Source organism: Inquilinus sp. CA228 (assembly GCF_052078665.1).
GTDB lineage: Bacteria > Pseudomonadota > Alphaproteobacteria > DSM-16000 > Inquilinaceae > Inquilinus.
Window position 1 is genome coordinate 82,348 of the sequence record NZ_JBQJIK010000020.1, and the last position, 17,660, is coordinate 100,007.

Below are 17,660 nucleotides of genomic sequence, written 5' to 3' on the forward strand. Positions count from 1 at the left end.
TTGTTACCCGCGATCGCGGCTCTGCAAACTGACTTCAGAGGCCTGTAGTACGGGCTGGGAATAGATCCCAGGTATTAGATGTATGACTAGCAAAGATTTCGTATTCTATAGTACAGATAAGGTATTTAGGACAGCTTCCATAAATACATAAGTCGAGATATCGGAATGGCGATCTACATGACGAAGACGTGGGGCTTTGATGCCCCATGCGGACCCCTGCAGTTCGGAGAGCGGGGCAGGATGGTGGCGGCCATGCAGGTTTTGCGGCCGGGTGATTTGGTGGTGATTGTCGGCACGCAAGGCAAGGAAACGGCCGAAGCTGATCGGGGTAAAATCCTCGGAATGGTTGAGCCGACGACGGAGTCGGTCCCTTCGCTGGCGTTTCGGTTGCGGACGAGACCAGAGGATTTCGTTGACGGAGAATATCGTTGGCCCTGGGCCCTGAAGATCAGGGACGCGTGGCAGTTTGACGAGCCGCGTCGTTCGCTGAAGAACGTGTCGACACGTTCATTCGGAATGGACGCGGCAAGTGGAATCGTTGCGCTGCTGGAGGCGGAGGCGGCTGCCATCCTGGCGCTGCCCCGGACCCGGATTGCCGTGATGCCGGCGGTTGTTGACGAGACGCTCGATCCGGGAGTGGCCCGCAAGCGCGCTCCGCCCCCGATGACGACGCGGCGTGGAGTGATGTTCCTGCGAAACACCGAGGCCTTCACTTATCTGATGAGTGTCGAAAGCCATAAGCATCTGGCCTACAAAATTGGTTGGGCGTTCGACGTCAAACTTCGCGAGCGTCAGTTCAATCGAGCGTCGATGCCCGAACTGGGTGGGGCGCGGTACAAGGCGGTTCTTGAACAGCGCTGGCCGACGGCAAGGCAGGCCTTCAGGATGGAGCAAGCTTTGTTGAAGAGCTTCGACGCGATCAGGCATCCTCGAAACTCGGAAATCGTGTGGCCTATCCCGCTTGGAGATTTGCAGAAGGCCTGGACTCGCTACGTGAATCACCCGTCGGCGGCATAGCCTTCGTTGAGACAAGGGTTTCCGGGCAGGCGATCAGCCGCAGCACGCCTTGCGCAGGGCGAAGGCGGGCGCCGGGGACGGCACCGACGATCTCCGGTTGCCGGCCGGCTTCGGCTCGGGTGCGGCCGAACGCGCGGCGGCGTCCTGATCCGCGGCGAACGCCTCCAGCTCCGCCGCCACCGACGGCGGCAGGTGGCTGTATCGACCGCCCAGCCGGATCTGCATCAGATGGGCGACCAGCGGGAATCCGGTCATGAGGGACATGACGGCCTCCTTTGAATCGATTTTTTGAATCGATTCATAATCACTCTCCGCGGCTCGGCCGTCAAGGAGTTTTTGAATCGGTTCAAAATCGCGGCTAGGCTAGGGCATGCCTGAGGACGCCCCGACGCCCGACGCCCCGAAGCCGAAAGCGCGCCTGCGCGACATCGCCATCGCCGCGGGGGTGGCGCAGGGCACGGTCTCCAACGTCTTCAACCACCCCGAGCGGGTCAGCGACGCGATCCGGGCCAGGGTGATGCAGGCGGCCGAGGCGCTCGGCTACCAGGGGGCCGATCCGCTGGCCCGGATGCTGCGCACCGGCCATATCGGCACCATCGCGGTGATCATCCCGGAAGGGCTGGACTACGCCTTCGGCGACCCGGCGGCGCTGGCCCTGATCCAGGGCGTCGCCGCGGTGTGCGACGAGACCGGGCGCGGCATCTCGGTCTATGCCGCCGCGGATGTCGGGGCGGCGCGCCGGGCCCTGGCCTCGGCCGCGGTCGACGGCTTCATCATGTACTGCATGGAGGAGGAGCCGGGCGTCCTCGACATCATCAAGAGCCGCGGCCTGCCGGTGGTGACGGTCGACCAGCCGCTGGTCGAGGGCTGCCGCACCGTCACCGTCGCCGACCGCACCGGGGCCGAGGCTGCGGCCCGGCATTTGCTCGAGCTTGGTCATCGCCGCATCGGCGTGCTGTCGATGGAGCTGCTGCCGGATTCGCGGGAGGGGGCGGTATCGCTGCGCCGCATCCGCGACTCGATCTACGACGCCTGCCAGCAGCGGCTCCTCGGCTATCTCGACGTGCTGGCCGGGGCCGGCATCCCGGCCGGCGAGGTGGCGATCGAGGAATGCCTGTTCGAGGCCGAGTCGATCGAGCGCAGCATGCCGCGGCTGCTGCGGCGCCAGCCCGGCATGACCGCGATCCTCGCCACCTGCGACCGGCTGGCGCTGTGGGCCATGGCGTGGCTGGCGCGGCAGGGCCTGTCGGTGCCGGGCGACGTCTCGGTGATCGGCTTCGACGACATCGCCGCGGCCGCCGCCTCCCGGCCGCCGCTGACCACCATCCGCCAGCCGCTGGTCGAGAAGGGGCGGGCGGCGGCCGAGCTGCTGATCGACCCGCGCGGCCGCCAGGAGATCCATTTCGGCACCGAGCTGGTGCTGCGCGCCTCGACCGGCCCGGCGAAGGGCTGAATCGGGTTGCGGACCGAGGTCGGCTGCCGACGGTCCCGGCTACCTGCTGGCAATGCTGAGATCTAGCCTGACGGCGTCGGAAGGGACATTGGCCAGTACCGCAATCCGCTCCCTGGCCGCCTGCAGAACCTCTCCGACGCTCCCGAGCTCCTCGAAGCGCGATGCGGCGGCCGGCTCGTTGTTGGAATTATCGGAATAACTTTCCTCCGGCAATTTCATTATTGTATAGTCCCCGATGGCCGGATGGATCTCGGCTAGGCCCGATCCGGCCGAGGTCGGGCTGTCGGCGCCCTTCCGCTCCAGTCCGATCCAGATGCCCTTCGCGGCATCCACCTTGTGCCCCGCCGCCTTGCGAGCCTCCACATTCTGATCGAGCCGCTTCCCGACCTCCTTCGCCGGAAACAGAAAGATCTCCACGTGCCTGGGATTCTGCTTTCGATCCGTCGCGGCAACGGCCACGAGGTCCACCTCGGACAGCGTCTTCCATTCGCCGTCCGGCCGCTTGGCAAAGGCGAACCATCCGTCGCGGCAGGTTCTGACGGCCACCTTCTGCGCTTTTCCATCCTTCGATACGGACCAGATGATCGACCGCCCGGTGTAGTGGGGCGGCGCATCAAATCCGTAGCCGCTGGCCCTCAGCGCCTTCTCGACGCATTCGGCCATGATCGTCCAGACATCGAGCCATTTCTTATGAGCAGGGGTAAATTCAGCTTGCATCTGTCGGTTCCTCCTTGTCGCGGCCGGTTACATTGTGATTGATGGATTTAATGGAATTAAGTTCGTACGTCAACAAGATGTTATTGGATCCAATGGACATACGGAGCCGGGCACCGTCGCGACCCTGTCCTGTCCACAGTGGGAGATGGCCAGGAACGATTCGCGCCGGGATGGGTTTTTTCGCCGCCTGTAAGGCCAAGGCCCGGGATCCCGAAAGCGTGGGGAGACGCGTTCCGTGAAGCAGTTCCTTCTTGCCGCGGCCCTGGTGCCGCTGCTGGCCGTGCCCGCCTTCGCCGGCTGCAACGAGGATTTCATGGCGCAGACCAAGGCGATTCCGCCGTTGCAATCCGCCCGGCTGAAGAGCCTGATGGCGCCCCAGGCGGAGAAATGCGCCGTGCACAAGTCGCTGATCGACGCCTATGTGAAGCTGGGCGACCTGTACAAGACCTGCCAGGCCGATCTCGGGCTGCGCGACTCGGACCTGCAGGAGCATCAGCAGATGACCGCCGACGAGCAGAAGAGCTACGCCGAGGCGTGCGGCTCCTGACCCGCTGTCAGGCCCCGACCAGGCCCGGCAGCGCGGCCAGCGACTCGACCTCGCGGTCCGGTGCGCCGGGCAGGCGCTCGCGCGGCTGGCGGCTGCGGTTGCACCACACCACCTGCATGCCGAAAGCCGAGGCGCCATAGGCGTCCCAGCCGTTCGAGGACTGGAAGGCGATCGCCCGCGCCGGCAGGCCGAAGGTGTCGAGCGCCAGCTGGTAGACGTTGGCATGCGGCTTGTAGACCCCGGCCTGCTCCACCGACAGCAGGGCGTCGAACTCCAGCCCGGCCCCGGCGACCAGCGCCTCGATCATGCGGGGCGTGCCATTCGACAGGATCGCCGTCTTCAGCCCGGCGGCGCGCAGCCGGCGCAGCACCTCCGGCACCTCCGGATAGGGGTCGAGCGTCAAATACAGCTGCATCAGCCGGTCGCGCAGACCGAGCCGGTCCCGCGGACCGGACTGGTCAATCGCCAGCGCCTCCATCGCGAAGTCCAGCGCGTCGCCGGTGACCTGCCAGAAATCGGCGTGGCGGCCCTGCACCGCCCGCAGCCAGGTGTAGGACAGCTGCTTCTCGCGCCACAGCGCGGCCAGCGGGCCGGCCTTGTCGCCCAGCAGTGCGGCGCTGCGCCGGGCGGCGGAGGCGGTGTCGAACAGCGTGCCATAGGCGTCGAAGACGCAGGCCTTCACCCCGGTCAGCGCATCCATGGTCCGGCTCCCTGCTCAGCTCTCGGGTTCGGCGGGCGCGGCGGCCGGCCGCTGCTCCGCCCAGGTCAGGATCGCGTCCAGCGCCGGGCACAGCGCCTGGCCCCAATCGGTCAGCGCGTACTCGACCTTGGGCGGCACCTGGTGGTGGACGATGCGGCGGACGATGCCGTCCGCCTCCATCTGCCGCAGCTGCTGGATCAACATCTTCTGCGAGATCGCCGGAATGGCGCGCTCCAGCTCCGAGAAGCGCAGCAGCCTGCCGCCGAACAGGCGGAACAGGATCACCAGCTTCCACCGCCCCTCCAGAATCTTCAGCGCCTGCTCGACGCCGGCGGCGGCGGAGCCGGGGGTGTAGGCCGGGCGCTCACCTTTGGGTGAGTACCTTACTTTTTCGTGCGTACTTGCCATCCCGAAACCCTATTCCCATCCTCGGTGTCCCGCAACCGGCCCACCGACGCCGAGGATCCGCCATGACGCTCAAGCTGCCCGACCCGATCGCCGCCTATGTCGCCGCCGACAATGCCGGCGACGATTTGGCGCTGGCCGCCTGCTTCGCCGCCGATGCCGAGGTCCGCGACGAGGGCCGCACCATCCGGGGCGTCGACGCCATCCTGGCCTGGAAGGCCGAGTCGAAGCGGAAATACGCGTATACGGTCGAGCCGCTCGCCGTGGCCGCGGCGGCGGGCGGCGCGGTCCTCACCGGCCGGGTCACGGGGCAATTTCCCGGCAGCCCGGTCGAGCTGCGCTACCTGTTCGGCCTGAAGGACGGCCGCATCGCGACGCTGGAGATCCACGGCTGACCGGCGGCCGGCGCCGTTAGACCGCGTTGGTCAGCGTCCGGCCGGCGAAGAAATTGTCCAGGGCGTCGATCGTCATCCGGCACATCTCGCGATGGGCGGCCTCGGTCATGCTGGCGATGTGCGGCGCCAGCACCACGGTCTCCAGCCGCTTCAGCGCCTCCGGCACCTGGGGCTCGTGCTCGAACACGTCCAGCCCGGCGCCGGCGATGGTGCCGGCCTCCAGCGCCGCGATCAGCGCCGGCTCGTCCAGCACCTCGCCGCGGGCGATGTTGACGACATGGCCGCGCGGTCCCAGCGCTTCCAGCACCGCCCGATCGACGATGCCGCGGGTGCTGGCGTCGGAGCGGCAGGAGACGACCAGGATGTCCGCCCATTCCGCCAGCGATGCCAGGCTGTCATGCCAGGCCCAGGGCGCGCCCGGCTTCGGCCGCCGGTTGTGGTAGGCGACCTCCATGTCGAAGGCGGCGGCGCGGCGCGCGATCCTCTCGCCGATCGCGCCGAGGCCGAGGATGCCGACCCGGCGCCCGCCCAGGCCGGTCGAGATCAGCGACGGCGGCGCCGCCGGGCGGGTCCATTGCCCGGCGCGGACGAAGCGGTCGCCCTCGCCCAGCCGGCGCACGCTGGCCAGCAGCAGGGCCAGCGCCATGTCGGCGACGCAGGCGGCGTTGGCGCCGGTGTTGCTGGTGACGGCGATGCCTCGTTCCCGCGCGGCCGCCACGTCGATCCGCTCATAGCCCGAGCCGTAGCAGGCGATGATGCCGAGATTGGGCAGCCGCTCGATCAGCGCCCGGTCGATGCCGATCACGCCGATGGTGACGACGCCGCGGATGCGGTCGGCCTGGGGCAGCGGGGCGGCGGCGGCGCTCGCCCGCGAATGCTCGACCAGGTCGAAGCGCTCGCGCATCGGGCGCAGCGACGCCTCCGGCATGCCGGGGTGGAGGTGCAGGATTGTTTCGGGCACGGGCGGGGTTTCCATCGCCGGGGGATCCATCCGTCCTAGCACGGCATCCGCCGGCGGAGCACCAAGGTCTTGCACCCCGCGGCGCGGCGGCGCAGCCTGGAGCGATCCCGTCGGAGGTCCCCCCGATGCTGGCCCGATTCATCGTCCTGGTGCTGATCATGATCGCGACTCCCGCCGCGGCCCGGCCGCTCGACTGGTCCGCCGTGCCGCTGCCGAAGCTGGAAGGCGGCGCCTTCGCCCCCGACGCCTTCGCCGGCAAGGTGGTGCTGGTGGTCAACACCGCCTCCTTCTGCGGCTTCACCAAGCAATATGCCGGGCTCGAGGAGTTGTGGACTCGGCACCGCGACGGCGGCTTCGTGCTGCTCGGCGTGCCGTCGAACGATTTCGGCGCGCAGGAGCCGGGCTCGTCCGGCGAGATCGCGGAGTTCTGCGAGACCACCTTCGGCATCGATTTCCCGATGCTGGCCAAGCAGCCGGTGGTCGGCGCCGACGCCCACCCGCTGTACCGCTGGGCGGCGCAGCAGGATGCGGCGGCGGTGCCGAAATGGAACTTCCACAAGCTGCTGATCGGCCGCGACGGCACCCTGCTGGCCGCCTTCCCCAGCGGCGCCGAGCCGACCGGGCCGGAGGTGACCAAGGCGGTCGACGCGGCGTTGGCGCGCTGACGCGGCGCCGAGCCGCCTATTCCGCGGCGGCGCGGCGGCCGTCGCGGTCGGCGACGTAGCGGCGGACGGCCTGGCCGAAGGCCGCGAACAGCGCCACCGAATCCGGGTTCTCGCGGAACCTCCACTCCGGGTGCCACTGGGTGGCCAGGCCGAAATAGGGCGCGGCCTCGATCCGCACCGCCTCGATCTGGCCGTCCGGCGCCGTCGCCTCGACCGTCAGGCCGGCGCCGAGCCGGTCGATGCCCTGGGCGTGGATGGTGTTGACGATGGTCTCGGCCTTGCCGAACAGCGCCGCCAGCGCGCCGCCCTCGGCCAGCGCCACCGGATGGGCCGGGCCGTACTGCAGTTCGACCGGCTTGGTCTCGTCGGCGCGGTGGTCGGCGCGGCCCGGCACGCGCTCGACATGCTGGTGCAGCGTGCCGCCGCAGACCACGTTCAGCTCCTGCAGGCCGCGGCAGATCGCCAGCACCGGGATGCCGCGCTCGATCGCCCGGCGGATCAGCGGCAGGGTGGTGGCGTCGCGCTCCGGGTCGTGCGGCGTGCCGGCCTCGCTGGCCTCGCCGCCATAGTGAAGCGGCTCGACATTGGACAGGCTGCCGGTGACCAGCAGGCCGTCCAGCCGGTCCAGCACCGCGTCGATGTCGTGCCAGGCGCCCAGCGCCGGGATCAGGAAGGGCAGGCAGTCCGCCCCCTCCGACACCGCGCGGATGTATTTGTCGCCGACCGCATGAAAGGGATGGACCCCGAGCGGCTTGACGCAGGCCGGGATGCCGACGATGGGGCGAGACGAGGCGGACATGGGCAGGCTCCTGGACCGGTGCCTCATATTTCGCCGCGGAGGCCGGGTTCGACCAGCCCCGCAGGGGCGGGAATGGCCCTGCGGCCCGCGCATGGCTCGGCCCACGCCCCGCGTGCGCCCCGCGTGCCGCAACAACGCCTTGTTTGCCCTCTTCCGGCCGGCCGCAATCCGTGGTTATAAGCGATTCAACGAGCGAGAGCGGGGGGCCCATGTTCCTGGTTCCGACCTATGTGGCGCAGAGCGCGATCCACGGCCTGGGCGTGTTCGCCGCGGCGCCGATCGCCCAGGGCACGCCGATCTGGCGGTTCGAGCCGGCGGTCGACAAGGTGGTGCCGGAGGAGGTGGTGGCCGCGCTGCCCGAGGTGCCGCGCCACTTCTTCGAGACCTACGCCTATCTGTCGGCGGACTTCCCGGGCGGCTATGTGCTGAACGGCGACGACGCCCGCTTCCTGAACCATGACGACGACCCGAACACCGACAATTCCGGGCCGGTGACCCTGGCGGCCCGCGACATCGCGGCGGGCGAGGAGATCACCTGCGACTACCTGGTCTGCTGCCTGGAGGAGCGGGACGGCCCGCTGGCGCGCCGACTGGAACCGGCGGAGTCGTGAGCGACCTGGTGCTGCGGCCGATCCGCGAGGCCGATCTCGACGCGGTGCGCCGGCTGCAGGCCGATTCCTTCGCGGCCCTCGCCGGCGACATCCACAGCCCGGCCCAGATCGCGGCGCATGTGGCGTTGATCATGGCGCCGGACTATGCCGGCGAACTCCTGTCCAACAACCTGCTGGTGGCCGAGGCGCCGGACGGCGCGCTGGTCGCCACCGCCGGCTGGTGCCAGGTGGCGGACGATGCCGCCGCGGCCCGGCTGCGCAAGGTCTTCGTCGCCCCGGACCGGGCCGGCCAGGGCCTCGGCCGCCGCATGGTCGAGGCGGCGGAGCAGGCCGCCCAAGACGCCGGCTTCCGCCGCTTCCGGGTCCGCGCCAACGCCAATGCCGAGGCCTTCTACGCCAGGCTCGGCTACCGCCCGGTCGAACGCGGCGAGATGCCCACGGCCGCCGGCGTCGCCCTGCCGACGGTGTTCATGGTCAAGGAATAGGGCCGGAGGCCCGTCACCGCAGCCGGACGAGACCGGCCTCGGTCGGCGCGAAGCCGCAGGCGTCGCGGTAGAAGCCGCGGAGATGCGGGTCGAAATCGACATGCAGCCATTCGCAGCCGGCGGCGCGGGCCTGCGCCACGGCCTCGCGGACCAGCCGCGTCGCATGGCCCTGGCGCTGCAGCGGCGGCGTCACCGCCGTGTCGAGCAGGAAAGCGTGCACGCCGCCGTCCCAGGCGACGTTGACGAAGCCGGCTAGGCGCCCGGCCTGGCGCAGGCACACCCAGCCCAGGCTGAAGCGGTTGACCTGGCCCCACCAGTCGTCGGCGAGCACGGCATGCTCGAAGCATTCCGCATGCAGAGCGTTCAGCTCGTCATTCGTGAAGGGGCTGCGCCATTCCAGCGTCGGCCATTCCAGCGTCGGGTCGGCCACCGCTCAGCGGTTGCCCTGGCGGCGCGGCACGACGAACAGCTTGTTGTCCAGCTGCACGCCCGGCTGGATGCCGGTCAGGTCGACCTGGGTGACGGTGCCCTGCTGGTCCACCGACACCCAGCTCTGCAGGATCATCGGATTGGCGGTGAAGTTCAGGGTCAGGGTGCCGTCCTCCGGCTTGTCGGTCTGCACCAGTTGGACGCTCAGCAGGTTGTTGCCGCGGCTGACCTTGACGACGGTGACGTCGCCCGACAGCTTGACGTTCGCCCGGGTGATGAAGTCGGCGATGGTCGACCCCAGCGGCACGTCCTTCCGCTGCCGCAGATCGGCGTCGTAATAGGTCAGCCAGGTGCCGTCGGCGATGTACATGTAGGCGATCGGCGGCTCGTATTCGAGCCGCATCTTGCCCGGCCGCTTCAGGTAGAAATGGCCGCGATACAGGTCGGTGTTGTCGGTGGTCTGGACGAAGTCCGCCTGCACCGTGGTCAGGCTGCCCAGATACTGCTCGACCCGCGCCAGGTCCTGCCGGTCCTGGGCGGTCAGCTGGGCCGGCTGGACCGCGGCGGCGGCCGGCGCGGCGGCGATGAGCAGCGCGGCCAGGGCCGCGGCGATCGTGCGTAGAATGGTCATGGTCGTCCGGATACACGGGGTCTGTGTTTCAAGTAGGGCACAGACCCCGGGATATCCAGGGCGGCGACGACATGTCGCCCGGGCTCAGTCCTTCAGCACGTCGCTGGCCTCCGCCTGGGCCGCCAGCGTCGCGGCGTCGTCCAGCAGCAGCCAGCCGGCGGCGACCTGTCGCGCCGCTTCCGCCTTCACCCGCGCGACGAAGCCGGCATGGCTGCGGTAGCGCTCCTGCAGCGACGGGCGCGGGTCGCGGGCGGCGATGCGCTCCTCCTTCGTCCGGGCGAAGGGGATGAAGCCGCCGAGGAAGGAGCAGCCGCCGCCGGCGCCGTAGCCCTGGGCCAGCACGTTCCAGCCGGTATAGGTGCCCAGCGGCACCAGCGCCTGGACCGAGGGCACGCCGGCGATCTCGTTGCCGTCGGCATCGACGCGCACGACCTTCGACGGCAGCGCCTGCCGGATCCGCGGCGGCAGGAAATCCGGCACGCCGCTGAGGTCCAGATAGTCGAAGCCGCGGCCGACATCATAGTCGAGGAAGACGTTCAGCTTGCCGTCCGGCCGCGGCGCGCCCGGGAGGGCGGGCCAGGCCATCGCCCGCGAAGTCGGATCGACCAGGTCGCCCGCCGCCAGGGTCGGGTAGCGGCTGGCCGGCGGCGCCTTGCCCGACCGGACCCAGTCGACCAGCGCTGCCTGCAGCGCGCGCAAGGTCATGGAAGACGGGTTCGGGTTGCCCGGCATGACGCAGGCGGGCGCGCCGGGAAAGGCGGGATCGCCGGTGGTCGAGAAGCCGCCGATCGCCGATCCACCATGGGTCACGCCGGGGAAGTAGTAGCGCCGCACATTGGCCGGCAGCGGCAGGTCCCGGCGCGCATCGGTGCCGACCAGCCCGGGCGACATCCGCAGGCCCCACAGCTCCGACGCGCCGAAGGTCTCCATGATCTTCGGGCAGGTGCCGCTGGCCTCGCAGCGGTCCAGCAGGCTCGACGTGCCGCGCCGGCGGGCGCGGTCATTGTAATGCGTCCACCACAGCGTGCCCTCGCTGCCCAGCTCGTACAGGGTGGCGGCGCCGCCGGGCACGCCGAAGCGGAGGTTCATCGGCAGCTGGCGGGCGGCGATGTTCGGGTTCAGGCCGTCGAACACGATCCGGCCCTGCTCGTCGGCGTTGAAGCCGAGATTGAGGAAGCTCTTCAGGAAGTTGCCGGATTGCGAGGTGCCGGCCGCCACCGTCCAGCGCACCAGCCCGGCCGCCGGGTTGGCGGTGCCGGCATCGTCCGCCGCGGCGTGGTGCAGGAACGCGTTGAGGTCGCGGGTGGCGGCGAAGCCGATGCCCAGCACCTTCGGGGCCTTGCCGGTATAGGCCAGGCCATAGGCGAAGCGCGGGTCGAAGCCGCCGCGCAGGCAGATCCAGCCCGGGTCGGGCGTGCCGGGGAAGGCGCTGGCCGAGCAATTGCCGAAGGCCCAGTCGCGCGGCGCGACCGGGATCGCCGGCCGGTCGTCGGCGGATTGCCGGAACAGCCGCGCCCGGCGGGTGTCCAGCGTCGCCGGCACCGGCCCGGGCCCGGTGCGCGAGAAGCCGACCAGGATCGGCAGGCTGCGCGTGCCCGGCGCCATGTTCATGAACCGGGCGAAGGCCGGCCCGGTCAGGCCGGATGCTGTCGGCACCTCCGCCGTCTGCAGCCCGTCGGTGGCCGGGATGTCGCCCTGCCAGCCGCTGACGACGCGGATATGGCCGTCGGGATCGGCCTTCACGCCGCCATTGCCGCGGTTCGGCACGTCATAGACCAGCACGCCGCTGGCCTGTTTCGGGTCGGCCGGCAGGGCGATGGCGAAGGTGGCGCTGTACTCGACCTTGCCGCGGGTGTTGCGCGGCGCCTGCCGCAGGTCGGTGATGATCGCATTGGCCGGGTCGGCCGGGTCCAGCTCGCCCCGGAAGCGGCCGCGCAGGACCTCATAGGCCGGGGCGCCGGGTTTGGCTGGGGCGGCGGCCTCCTGCCGCTCCACCGTGAAGCTGACGAGGCGGGCCTGGGCCAGGTCCGGCAGACCCAGCGCCAGGATGGACAGCGCCGCGGCGCGGATGATGCAACCCCTCATGCATTTCCCCCGTTGTGTTGGTTCAGCCGGCGGTGCCGGCGTCCAGCTCCAGGTCGAGCAGGGCGGAGGACAGCGACTTGCCGTGACTGTCCAGCGCCAGCGAGGTGGTGACGCCGCTACCCAGCACGCCGCTTCCGACGAAATGCAGGGCCGACAGGCCGGGCAGCTCGAAGCGGGTGAAGCGCCCGGCCACGGCGCCGCAGAGATGCGCCTCCACTCGCTCCGCCGTCACCGCGCGGCGCAGGCGGTCGTAGTCGGCGGGGTCGCGGGCGATCACGCTCAGCGTGGTGGTGTCGCCCTTGTCGCCGGCGCGGGCATGGGCGAGCTGGCCGAGGCGGACCATCATGCCTCCAGGATCTCGACCGCGGGGCTGACGGCCCGGCGGTCGATCAGGGTCGAGACGATGCCCACGACCGGGCGCAGGGCGCTGCGCACGCCGCCCCCGGCCGCCGGGCCGTTGGTGTACAGACTTTCCACCTCCCGCGCCGCATCGGCCGCGGCCTCGGCGGTGGCGGCGCGGGCGCACAGCCGCAGCCGAACCTCCGACGGCGCCCCGCCGCGCAGCCGGCCCGGCAGCAGCGCATCGACCCCGACCAGGTCGAGCCGCAGATCGGTGATGTCGCCGCGGCGGGCCAGGCGCTCGCGCACGATCTCGGCGGCGCGCCGGCCGCGCTCGACCGCGCCGCTGCCGCCGTAGGAGATGCCGGCCTCGGCCTCCCAGCCGGCCTCATAGGCGACGCTGACCTTCAGCGACTCCGGCCGAATCCGCCCGCGCGCCCCGGCGACGACGACGCGGTTCTCGCCCTGCTCGGCCACCGACACGCCGGTGACGTCGAGCACGACATCCGGGGTGACATAGGCGCCGGGGTCGGTGACCTCGTACAGCAGCTGCTCGGTCACGGTGGCGCGGCTGACCCGCCCGCCGGTGCCCGGCAGCTTGGTCACGGTGATGCCGCCGCCCGCCGTCACCTCGGCGATCGGGAAGCCGAGATCGGCCAGGCCGGGCGCGTCGCTGCCGTCGGCATCGGTGAAATAGCCGCCGGTGACCTGGCCGGCGCATTCCATCAGGTGCCCGGCCAGGGTGGCGGTGGCGATGCGGCCGGCATCGTCCAGCGCCCAGCCGAAGCGCCAGGCCAGCGGCGCCACGAACAGCGACGGGTCGGCGACCCGGCCGGTGATCACCAGCTGCGCCCCGGCCTCCAGCGCCGGCAGCATCGCATCGGCGCCGAGATAGGCGTTGGCGGCGATCAGCGGGCCATGCGCGGCCAGCGGCCTGCCGTCCTCGAGGGCGAGGGCGGCCGGGTCGATCCGGTCCAGCACGTCGTCGCCGGTCACCACCGCGATCCGCATCGCCAGCCCGAGCTCGCGGCACAAGGCAGCGGCGCGGCGGCCGGCGCCCACCGGGTCGGCGGCGCCCATATTGGTCAGCACCCGGATGCCCTGGGCGGCGACGCCGGGCAGAACCGGGCGCAGCCGGCGCTCCAGCAGCGGGTCGAAGCCGGCATCGGGATCGGCCCGGCGGCGGCGATGGGCCAGGGCGATGGTGCGCTCGGCCAGGCATTCGAACACCAGCGCGTCCAGCTTTCCGCGCGCCACCAGTTCGGCCGCGGGCTCCAGCCGGTCGCCGGCGAATCCGGCACCGGCCCCGATCCGCATCGTTGTCGGCATTCAGATGGCTCCCGTGGCCCAGGCGACGGCCGTCATGACGAGGGTCGAGGCGAAGGCCCATTTGAAGATGAAGCGCTGATGGGCGCCGAGCTGCACCCCGGTCAGCCCGACCAGGATGAAGGTCGAGGCGGTCAGCGGGCTCAAGGGGAAGCCGGTGGTCATCTGGCCCAGGATCGCGGCCCGGCCGATCGCCAGCGGGTCCTGGCCCAGCGCCTCGGCGGTGCCGGCGAAGACCGGCAGGATGCCGTAGTAGTAGGCGTCCGGCGTGAACACCAGGCTCAGCGGCATGCCGGTCACCGCCACGATCTGCGACAGGTAGGGCGCCAGGCTCTGGGGCACGATGGCCACCAGCGCCTCGGCCATGGCGCCGATCATCTTGGTGCCGCCCAGGATGCCGGTGAAGATGCCGGCGGCGAAGATCATCGCGGTGACGGTGACGACGCTGTCGGCGTGCTTCACCAGCCGCTCGCGCTGCTGCTCCCAGCGCGGATAGTTGACCAGCAGGGCGATGGCGAAGGCGGTGATGAACAGCACCGGCAGCGGCCACAGCCCGGCCAGCAGCGCCACGATCAGGACGACGGTCAGAGCGGCGTTGAACCAGGCCAGGTGCGGCCGGCGCGCCGCCCGCTCGGCCTCGGTCGGCTCGACCAGCGCCACCGCGTCGACGCCATGGGCGATGCCCAGGCGCTTGCGCTCGCCGCGGCCGATCAGCCAGGCCGCGATGAACACCCAGACGAGGCCGGCGATCATCGCCGGGATCACCGGGTTGAACAGGGCCGCGGCGTCGGTCTTCAACACCGCCATCGCCCGCGCCGTCGGGCCGCCCCAGGGCAGCAGGTTCATGGTCCCGGCGGCGAGGCAGATGATGCCCGGCAGCACCAGCGGGTTCAGGCCCAGCCGGCGGTGCACCGGCAGCAGCGCCGTGACCGTGATCAGGAAGGTGGTGGCGCCGTCGCCGTCCAGCGCGACCAGCATGGTCAGCAGGGCGGTGATCAGGCACAGCCGCACCGGGTCGCCCTGCACCAGGGACAAGAGGCCGCGGATCGGCCGGTCGAAGATGCCGGTGTCGAGCATCAGCCCGAAATACAGCACCGCGAACATGATCATGATGCCGACCGGCGCGACCTTGACGATGCCGTCCAGCATCATCGGGCCGAGGCCGGCGCCGAAGCCGCCGAGCAGGCCGCCGGCCAGCGGCACCAGCACCAGCGCGACCAGCACCGAGACGCGGCCGCTGAGGATCAGCGCCAGGAACACTGCGATGGTCAGAAACCCCAGGGCCGCCAGCATGGTCATCCTCCCGTTGTGGCGGCCGTCCTTCCGGCGGCGACCGCTCGGCCTCAGGACGCCATGGCGGGTGGTGGAACGAGAAGTGAATTTGTGTCATCGATTGATGCATGAAACGCATCAACCTGTCCCTGTTCGAGATCGAGGTGTTCCTGCAGGTCGACCGGCTGCGCAGCTTCCGGGCCGCGGCCGAGGCTCTGGGGATGTCGCAGCCCGCGGTCAGCCGGGCGGTGGCGCGGGCCGAGGGGCGGCTGGGAATCCGCCTGTTCGACCGCAACACCCGGACGGTCGAGCCGACGCCGCAGGGACGGGAGTTCGCCGCCATCGCCGGCCGGCTGATCGGCGACCTGCGGTCTTCGCTCGACGATCTCGGCGATTATTTCCGCTCGGCCCGCGGCCGCGTCGCCGTCGCCGGGCTGCCCTCGGTCACGGCCGGGCTGCTGCCGCCGGTGATCGACCGGTTCCGCCGCAGCCATCCGGGCGTATCGGTCGGCGTCATCGACACTCTGCTCGACGGCGTGGTCGGCGCGGTGCTGAGCGGCGAGGCCGATCTCGGCATCGCCGGCCGGCCGGCGCCCGACGGCAAGGTCGAGTTCACGCGGATCCTGTCGGACCGCTTCGTCGCCATCCTGCGCCAGGATCACCCGCTGGCGCGGGCTTCGGCCGTCACCTGGGCCGACCTGGCGGGCTTCCCCTTCGTCGCCATGTCGCGGATCACCAGCGTCCGGCCGCTGACCGACCGCGGCTTCGCCCAGGCCGGGGTGGCGGTGGAGCCGGAGTTCGAGGTGTCGCATCTCGCCACCGCCGGCGCGCTGGTGGCGGCCGGGCTCGGGGTGACGGCGCTGCCGGTGCTGACCCTGCCGGTGCTGGCCCATCCGGCCCTGACCACGCGCCTGCTGCAGGGGCCGGAGGTGACCCGCGACATCGGCGTGCTGACCCGGTCGGGCCGGACGCTGTCGCCGGCGGCGGCGGCGTTTCGCGACACCGTGCTCGCCTCCGGCGATCCCGCCGCCATGGCATGAGAAAGGCCCGGCCGCTGGTGCGGCCGGGCCCCTGGTTCCGTCGCCGATGGTGCGGCGATTACTCGGCCGGAGCCGACTCGTCCGACGGCATGGTCTGGTCCATGGTGGGAGCCTGCTCCATCGCGGGCGCCTGATCCATGGTCCCCGGCTGCATCGGCTGGGCCGGGGCCATCTGGCCGGGCATCATCTGCTGCGGCGTGGCTCCGGCGCTCAGCTGCTGCTGGTTGAGATTGCGGGTCTGCTCCTCCTCCGCCGCGTTCTGCGCGCTCTTGCTGCCGCGGTGCCGGCGGGGGGTCTGGTCCTCGGCGTTCGAGGACTGCATGTGCTTGCGATGGTGGGTGCCCTGAGTCGGCTCTGACGGCATGTTCGCGGCGGGAGCCTCGACCGACGGCGTCGTGCCGGGCACCGCCGGCTCGGTCCCGGTCTGGGCCAGGGCGGGCGCGGCGGCCAGCGCCGACACGGCGAGGGCGGTAAAGACAAAACTCCTGCGCATGAAGATCTCCATCGAGGGATGCTGAAGATCGGGGCCACAGGCACAGACGGCCGCGGCACGTGAACCGATCCCTTCCCTAACGACCGGACCGGCGATACCGATCCGGGGAAAATGCCTTCATGAACGATATTTCATGTTTCCGGGGATCGTCTGGCGGGCCGGCCGCGAATCCTGGAGACGGACGAAAAAGAGGCCCGGCTGCCTGAGCAGCCGGGCCTCGCGGACCGCGGACCTCGCCTCGGAAGGGGGGGTGGAAGCGAGGGCCTGTTGCGGCCCGAACCGGTTACTTCGCCTTGCTCAGCTGCTCCTCGTTCAGCTTGCGGGTCTGGTCCTGCTCGCTGTTGGCGCTGCGATGCGCGACCGGCTTGCGATGATGAGTCCCGGCCGCGTGGTGGGTCTTCATCTTCATCGGCGCGGCGGCGGCCGGTGCCGCCACGGCGGGCTGGGTCTGTGCCATCGCCAAGGCGGGGGTAAGGGCGAGGGCGGGCACCGCAAGAACGGCGAACAGAAGGCTCCTGCGCATGGGACGATCTCCATCGAGGGGACAACGAAGATCGGAGGAGAGGCGGGCGGGAGGCCACGTCTTGGCTCCGACGAACGAACCCTACGATGCCGGAGCTAACGCCTGCGTGGGCGAAAGATGAAATCCACGTAACGATCGGGACCGAGCGAAGCGGCAGAGGGGATCGTCGTCGCGAGTACATGTCCAGCGGATAGATGGGTGACATTTTAGACCGGATAGATGGGTGACAGATGCGTCGGGGTTGGGCGCCTGCGCGCAAGCGCCCCAACCCGACGCAGTCGCTTCTGCTGGGGGTCGATCACCCCGATCGGCGTGTTGTAGAAGCGCATGCGCAGCTCGCCGGTTTCGCGTTCCTCGATGGCGACCCATTCGCCGACCAGAACCTCGGACACGAACAGGAAGTCGCCCGCCCACTTGATCTCGCCGTTCGAGCGCACCCGGCGGATATCGGCTTCCCGCGGGTACTCCGGCTCCGGCAGACGCTTCGGCAGCGGCCGCGGCGACGGCTGATAGTGCCGCGCCGGCGGCGTCTGCCCCAAGGCTTCGTGCGGCCGTTCGTGGTTGTAATACGCCCGGAATTCGGCAAAGCGCGCGGCCTGGGCCGCCCGGTCGGCCGCCGGCGGCTCGATCGCCTCCCGCAGGGTCAGATGGAACCGCTCCTGACGCCCGTTCTGCTGCGGCTTGCCCGGTGCCGTCCGCTCGTGGCGGATGCCCAGCTTCGCCCACCAGGCGCTCAGCCGCGTCAGCCCGGTAACCCCGGGCGAGGC

23 protein-coding genes are annotated in these 17,660 nt (G+C 70.5%); 8 read left to right on the plus strand and 15 right to left on the minus strand.

What is annotated here, in order from left to right:
• Positions 1-165 precede the first annotated feature (165 nt).
• Positions 166-1,017, plus strand: coding sequence for a GIY-YIG nuclease family protein (locus ACTOWL_RS12220; RefSeq protein ID WP_441321502.1), 852 nt, complete (start codon positions 166-168; stop codon positions 1,015-1,017).
• Between the two features lie 33 nt (positions 1,018-1,050).
• Here the strand turns inward: ACTOWL_RS12220 and ACTOWL_RS12225 are convergent, their stop codons facing one another.
• Entirely contained in the window at positions 1,051-1,281 is a 231-nt protein-coding gene (locus ACTOWL_RS12225) for a hypothetical protein (protein ID WP_441321503.1), read from the minus strand.
• A gap of 106 nt (positions 1,282-1,387) precedes the next feature.
• Between ACTOWL_RS12225 and ACTOWL_RS12230 the strand changes: the two genes are divergently transcribed.
• Entirely contained in the window at positions 1,388-2,470 is a 1,083-nt protein-coding gene (locus ACTOWL_RS12230; RefSeq protein ID WP_441321504.1) for a LacI family DNA-binding transcriptional regulator, read from the plus strand.
• A gap of 39 nt (positions 2,471-2,509) precedes the next feature.
• Here ACTOWL_RS12230 and ACTOWL_RS12235 read toward each other — a convergent pair whose 3' ends face one another.
• Entirely contained in the window at positions 2,510-3,187 is a 678-nt protein-coding gene (locus ACTOWL_RS12235; protein WP_441321505.1) for a hypothetical protein, read from the minus strand.
• A gap of 235 nt (positions 3,188-3,422) precedes the next feature.
• Between ACTOWL_RS12235 and ACTOWL_RS12240 the strand changes: the two genes are divergently transcribed.
• On the plus strand, positions 3,423-3,734 hold the full coding sequence (locus ACTOWL_RS12240) for a hypothetical protein (protein ID WP_441321506.1): 312 nt from the start codon (positions 3,423-3,425) through the stop codon (positions 3,732-3,734).
• Between the two features lie 7 nt (positions 3,735-3,741).
• On the opposite strand, the gene ACTOWL_RS12245 is transcribed toward ACTOWL_RS12240, so the two are convergent.
• Both ACTOWL_RS12245 and ACTOWL_RS12250 read right to left on the minus strand, forming a co-directional pair.
• Complete coding sequence (locus ACTOWL_RS12245) at positions 3,742-4,434, minus strand: haloacid dehalogenase type II (RefSeq protein ID WP_441321507.1); 693 nt, start codon at positions 4,432-4,434, stop codon at positions 3,742-3,744.
• A gap of 15 nt (positions 4,435-4,449) precedes the next feature.
• Positions 4,450-4,842, minus strand: a complete 393-nt coding sequence (locus ACTOWL_RS12250) for a winged helix-turn-helix transcriptional regulator (protein WP_441321508.1) — start codon at positions 4,840-4,842, stop codon at positions 4,450-4,452.
• A 62-nt stretch (positions 4,843-4,904) separates the two neighbouring features.
• Between ACTOWL_RS12250 and ACTOWL_RS12255 the strand changes: the two genes are divergently transcribed.
• A complete protein-coding gene (locus ACTOWL_RS12255) occupies positions 4,905-5,234 on the plus strand; it encodes a nuclear transport factor 2 family protein (RefSeq protein ID WP_441321509.1) in 330 nt (109 codons plus the stop codon).
• Positions 5,235-5,250: 16 nt separating this feature from the next.
• On the opposite strand, the gene ACTOWL_RS12260 is transcribed toward ACTOWL_RS12255, so the two are convergent.
• On the minus strand, positions 5,251-6,195 hold the full coding sequence (locus tag ACTOWL_RS12260; RefSeq protein ID WP_441321510.1) for a 2-hydroxyacid dehydrogenase: 945 nt from the start codon (positions 6,193-6,195) through the stop codon (positions 5,251-5,253).
• 125 nt (positions 6,196-6,320) lie between these two features.
• Here ACTOWL_RS12260 and ACTOWL_RS12265 point away from each other — a divergent pair, with 125 nt between their 5' ends.
• On the plus strand, positions 6,321-6,860 hold the full coding sequence (locus tag ACTOWL_RS12265) for a glutathione peroxidase (protein ID WP_441321511.1): 540 nt from the start codon (positions 6,321-6,323) through the stop codon (positions 6,858-6,860).
• 16 nt (positions 6,861-6,876) lie between these two features.
• Here ACTOWL_RS12265 and ACTOWL_RS12270 read toward each other — a convergent pair whose 3' ends face one another.
• Positions 6,877-7,659, minus strand: coding sequence for a gamma-glutamyl-gamma-aminobutyrate hydrolase family protein (locus ACTOWL_RS12270; RefSeq protein WP_441321512.1), 783 nt, complete (start codon positions 7,657-7,659; stop codon positions 6,877-6,879).
• 209 nt (positions 7,660-7,868) lie between these two features.
• Between ACTOWL_RS12270 and ACTOWL_RS12275 the strand changes: the two genes are divergently transcribed.
• Entirely contained in the window at positions 7,869-8,270 is a 402-nt protein-coding gene (locus ACTOWL_RS12275) for an SET domain-containing protein (RefSeq protein WP_441321513.1), read from the plus strand.
• Positions 8,267-8,755, plus strand: coding sequence for a GNAT family N-acetyltransferase (locus ACTOWL_RS12280; RefSeq protein WP_441321514.1), 489 nt, complete (start codon positions 8,267-8,269; stop codon positions 8,753-8,755). Before ACTOWL_RS12275 ends, ACTOWL_RS12280 begins: the two co-directional genes overlap by 4 nt.
• 13 nt (positions 8,756-8,768) lie before the next feature.
• On the opposite strand, the gene ACTOWL_RS12285 is transcribed toward ACTOWL_RS12280, so the two are convergent.
• The 6 genes from ACTOWL_RS12285 to ACTOWL_RS12310 all read right to left on the minus strand — a co-directional run bounded on the left by ACTOWL_RS12285 (position 8,769) and on the right by ACTOWL_RS12310 (position 14,858).
• Positions 8,769-9,185 (minus strand): GNAT family N-acetyltransferase, encoded by a 417-nt coding sequence (locus tag ACTOWL_RS12285; protein ID WP_441321515.1) that lies wholly within the window; start codon positions 9,183-9,185, stop codon positions 8,769-8,771.
• A gap of 3 nt (positions 9,186-9,188) precedes the next feature.
• On the minus strand, positions 9,189-9,815 hold the full coding sequence (locus tag ACTOWL_RS12290) for a LolA family protein (RefSeq protein WP_441321516.1): 627 nt from the start codon (positions 9,813-9,815) through the stop codon (positions 9,189-9,191).
• 84 nt (positions 9,816-9,899) lie between these two features.
• Positions 9,900-11,900, minus strand: coding sequence for an alpha/beta hydrolase domain-containing protein (locus ACTOWL_RS12295; protein ID WP_441321517.1), 2,001 nt, complete (start codon positions 11,898-11,900; stop codon positions 9,900-9,902).
• A 22-nt stretch (positions 11,901-11,922) separates the two neighbouring features.
• Positions 11,923-12,243, minus strand: coding sequence for an AtuA-related protein (locus tag ACTOWL_RS12300; RefSeq protein ID WP_441321518.1), 321 nt, complete (start codon positions 12,241-12,243; stop codon positions 11,923-11,925).
• Positions 12,243-13,568, minus strand: a complete 1,326-nt coding sequence (locus ACTOWL_RS12305; protein WP_441321519.1) for an acyclic terpene utilization AtuA family protein — start codon at positions 13,566-13,568, stop codon at positions 12,243-12,245. Before ACTOWL_RS12305 ends, ACTOWL_RS12300 begins: the two co-directional genes overlap by 1 nt.
• Positions 13,569-14,858, minus strand: a complete 1,290-nt coding sequence (locus ACTOWL_RS12310; protein ID WP_441321520.1) for a CitMHS family transporter — start codon at positions 14,856-14,858, stop codon at positions 13,569-13,571.
• 107 nt (positions 14,859-14,965) lie between these two features.
• Between ACTOWL_RS12310 and ACTOWL_RS12315 the strand changes: the two genes are divergently transcribed.
• Positions 14,966-15,877, plus strand: coding sequence for a LysR substrate-binding domain-containing protein (locus ACTOWL_RS12315; protein ID WP_441321521.1), 912 nt, complete (start codon positions 14,966-14,968; stop codon positions 15,875-15,877).
• 58 nt (positions 15,878-15,935) lie between these two features.
• Here ACTOWL_RS12315 and ACTOWL_RS12320 read toward each other — a convergent pair whose 3' ends face one another.
• From ACTOWL_RS12320 to ACTOWL_RS12330, 3 genes are all read right to left on the minus strand, one after another.
• A complete protein-coding gene (locus ACTOWL_RS12320; RefSeq protein ID WP_441321522.1) occupies positions 15,936-16,382 on the minus strand; it encodes a hypothetical protein in 447 nt (148 codons plus the stop codon).
• A gap of 271 nt (positions 16,383-16,653) precedes the next feature.
• Entirely contained in the window at positions 16,654-16,893 is a 240-nt protein-coding gene (locus tag ACTOWL_RS12325) for a hypothetical protein (protein WP_441321523.1), read from the minus strand.
• Between the two features lie 206 nt (positions 16,894-17,099).
• Positions 17,100-17,660, minus strand: a 561-nt coding sequence (locus ACTOWL_RS12330) for an integrase core domain-containing protein (protein WP_441321524.1), incomplete at its 5' end; no start/stop codon positions are given.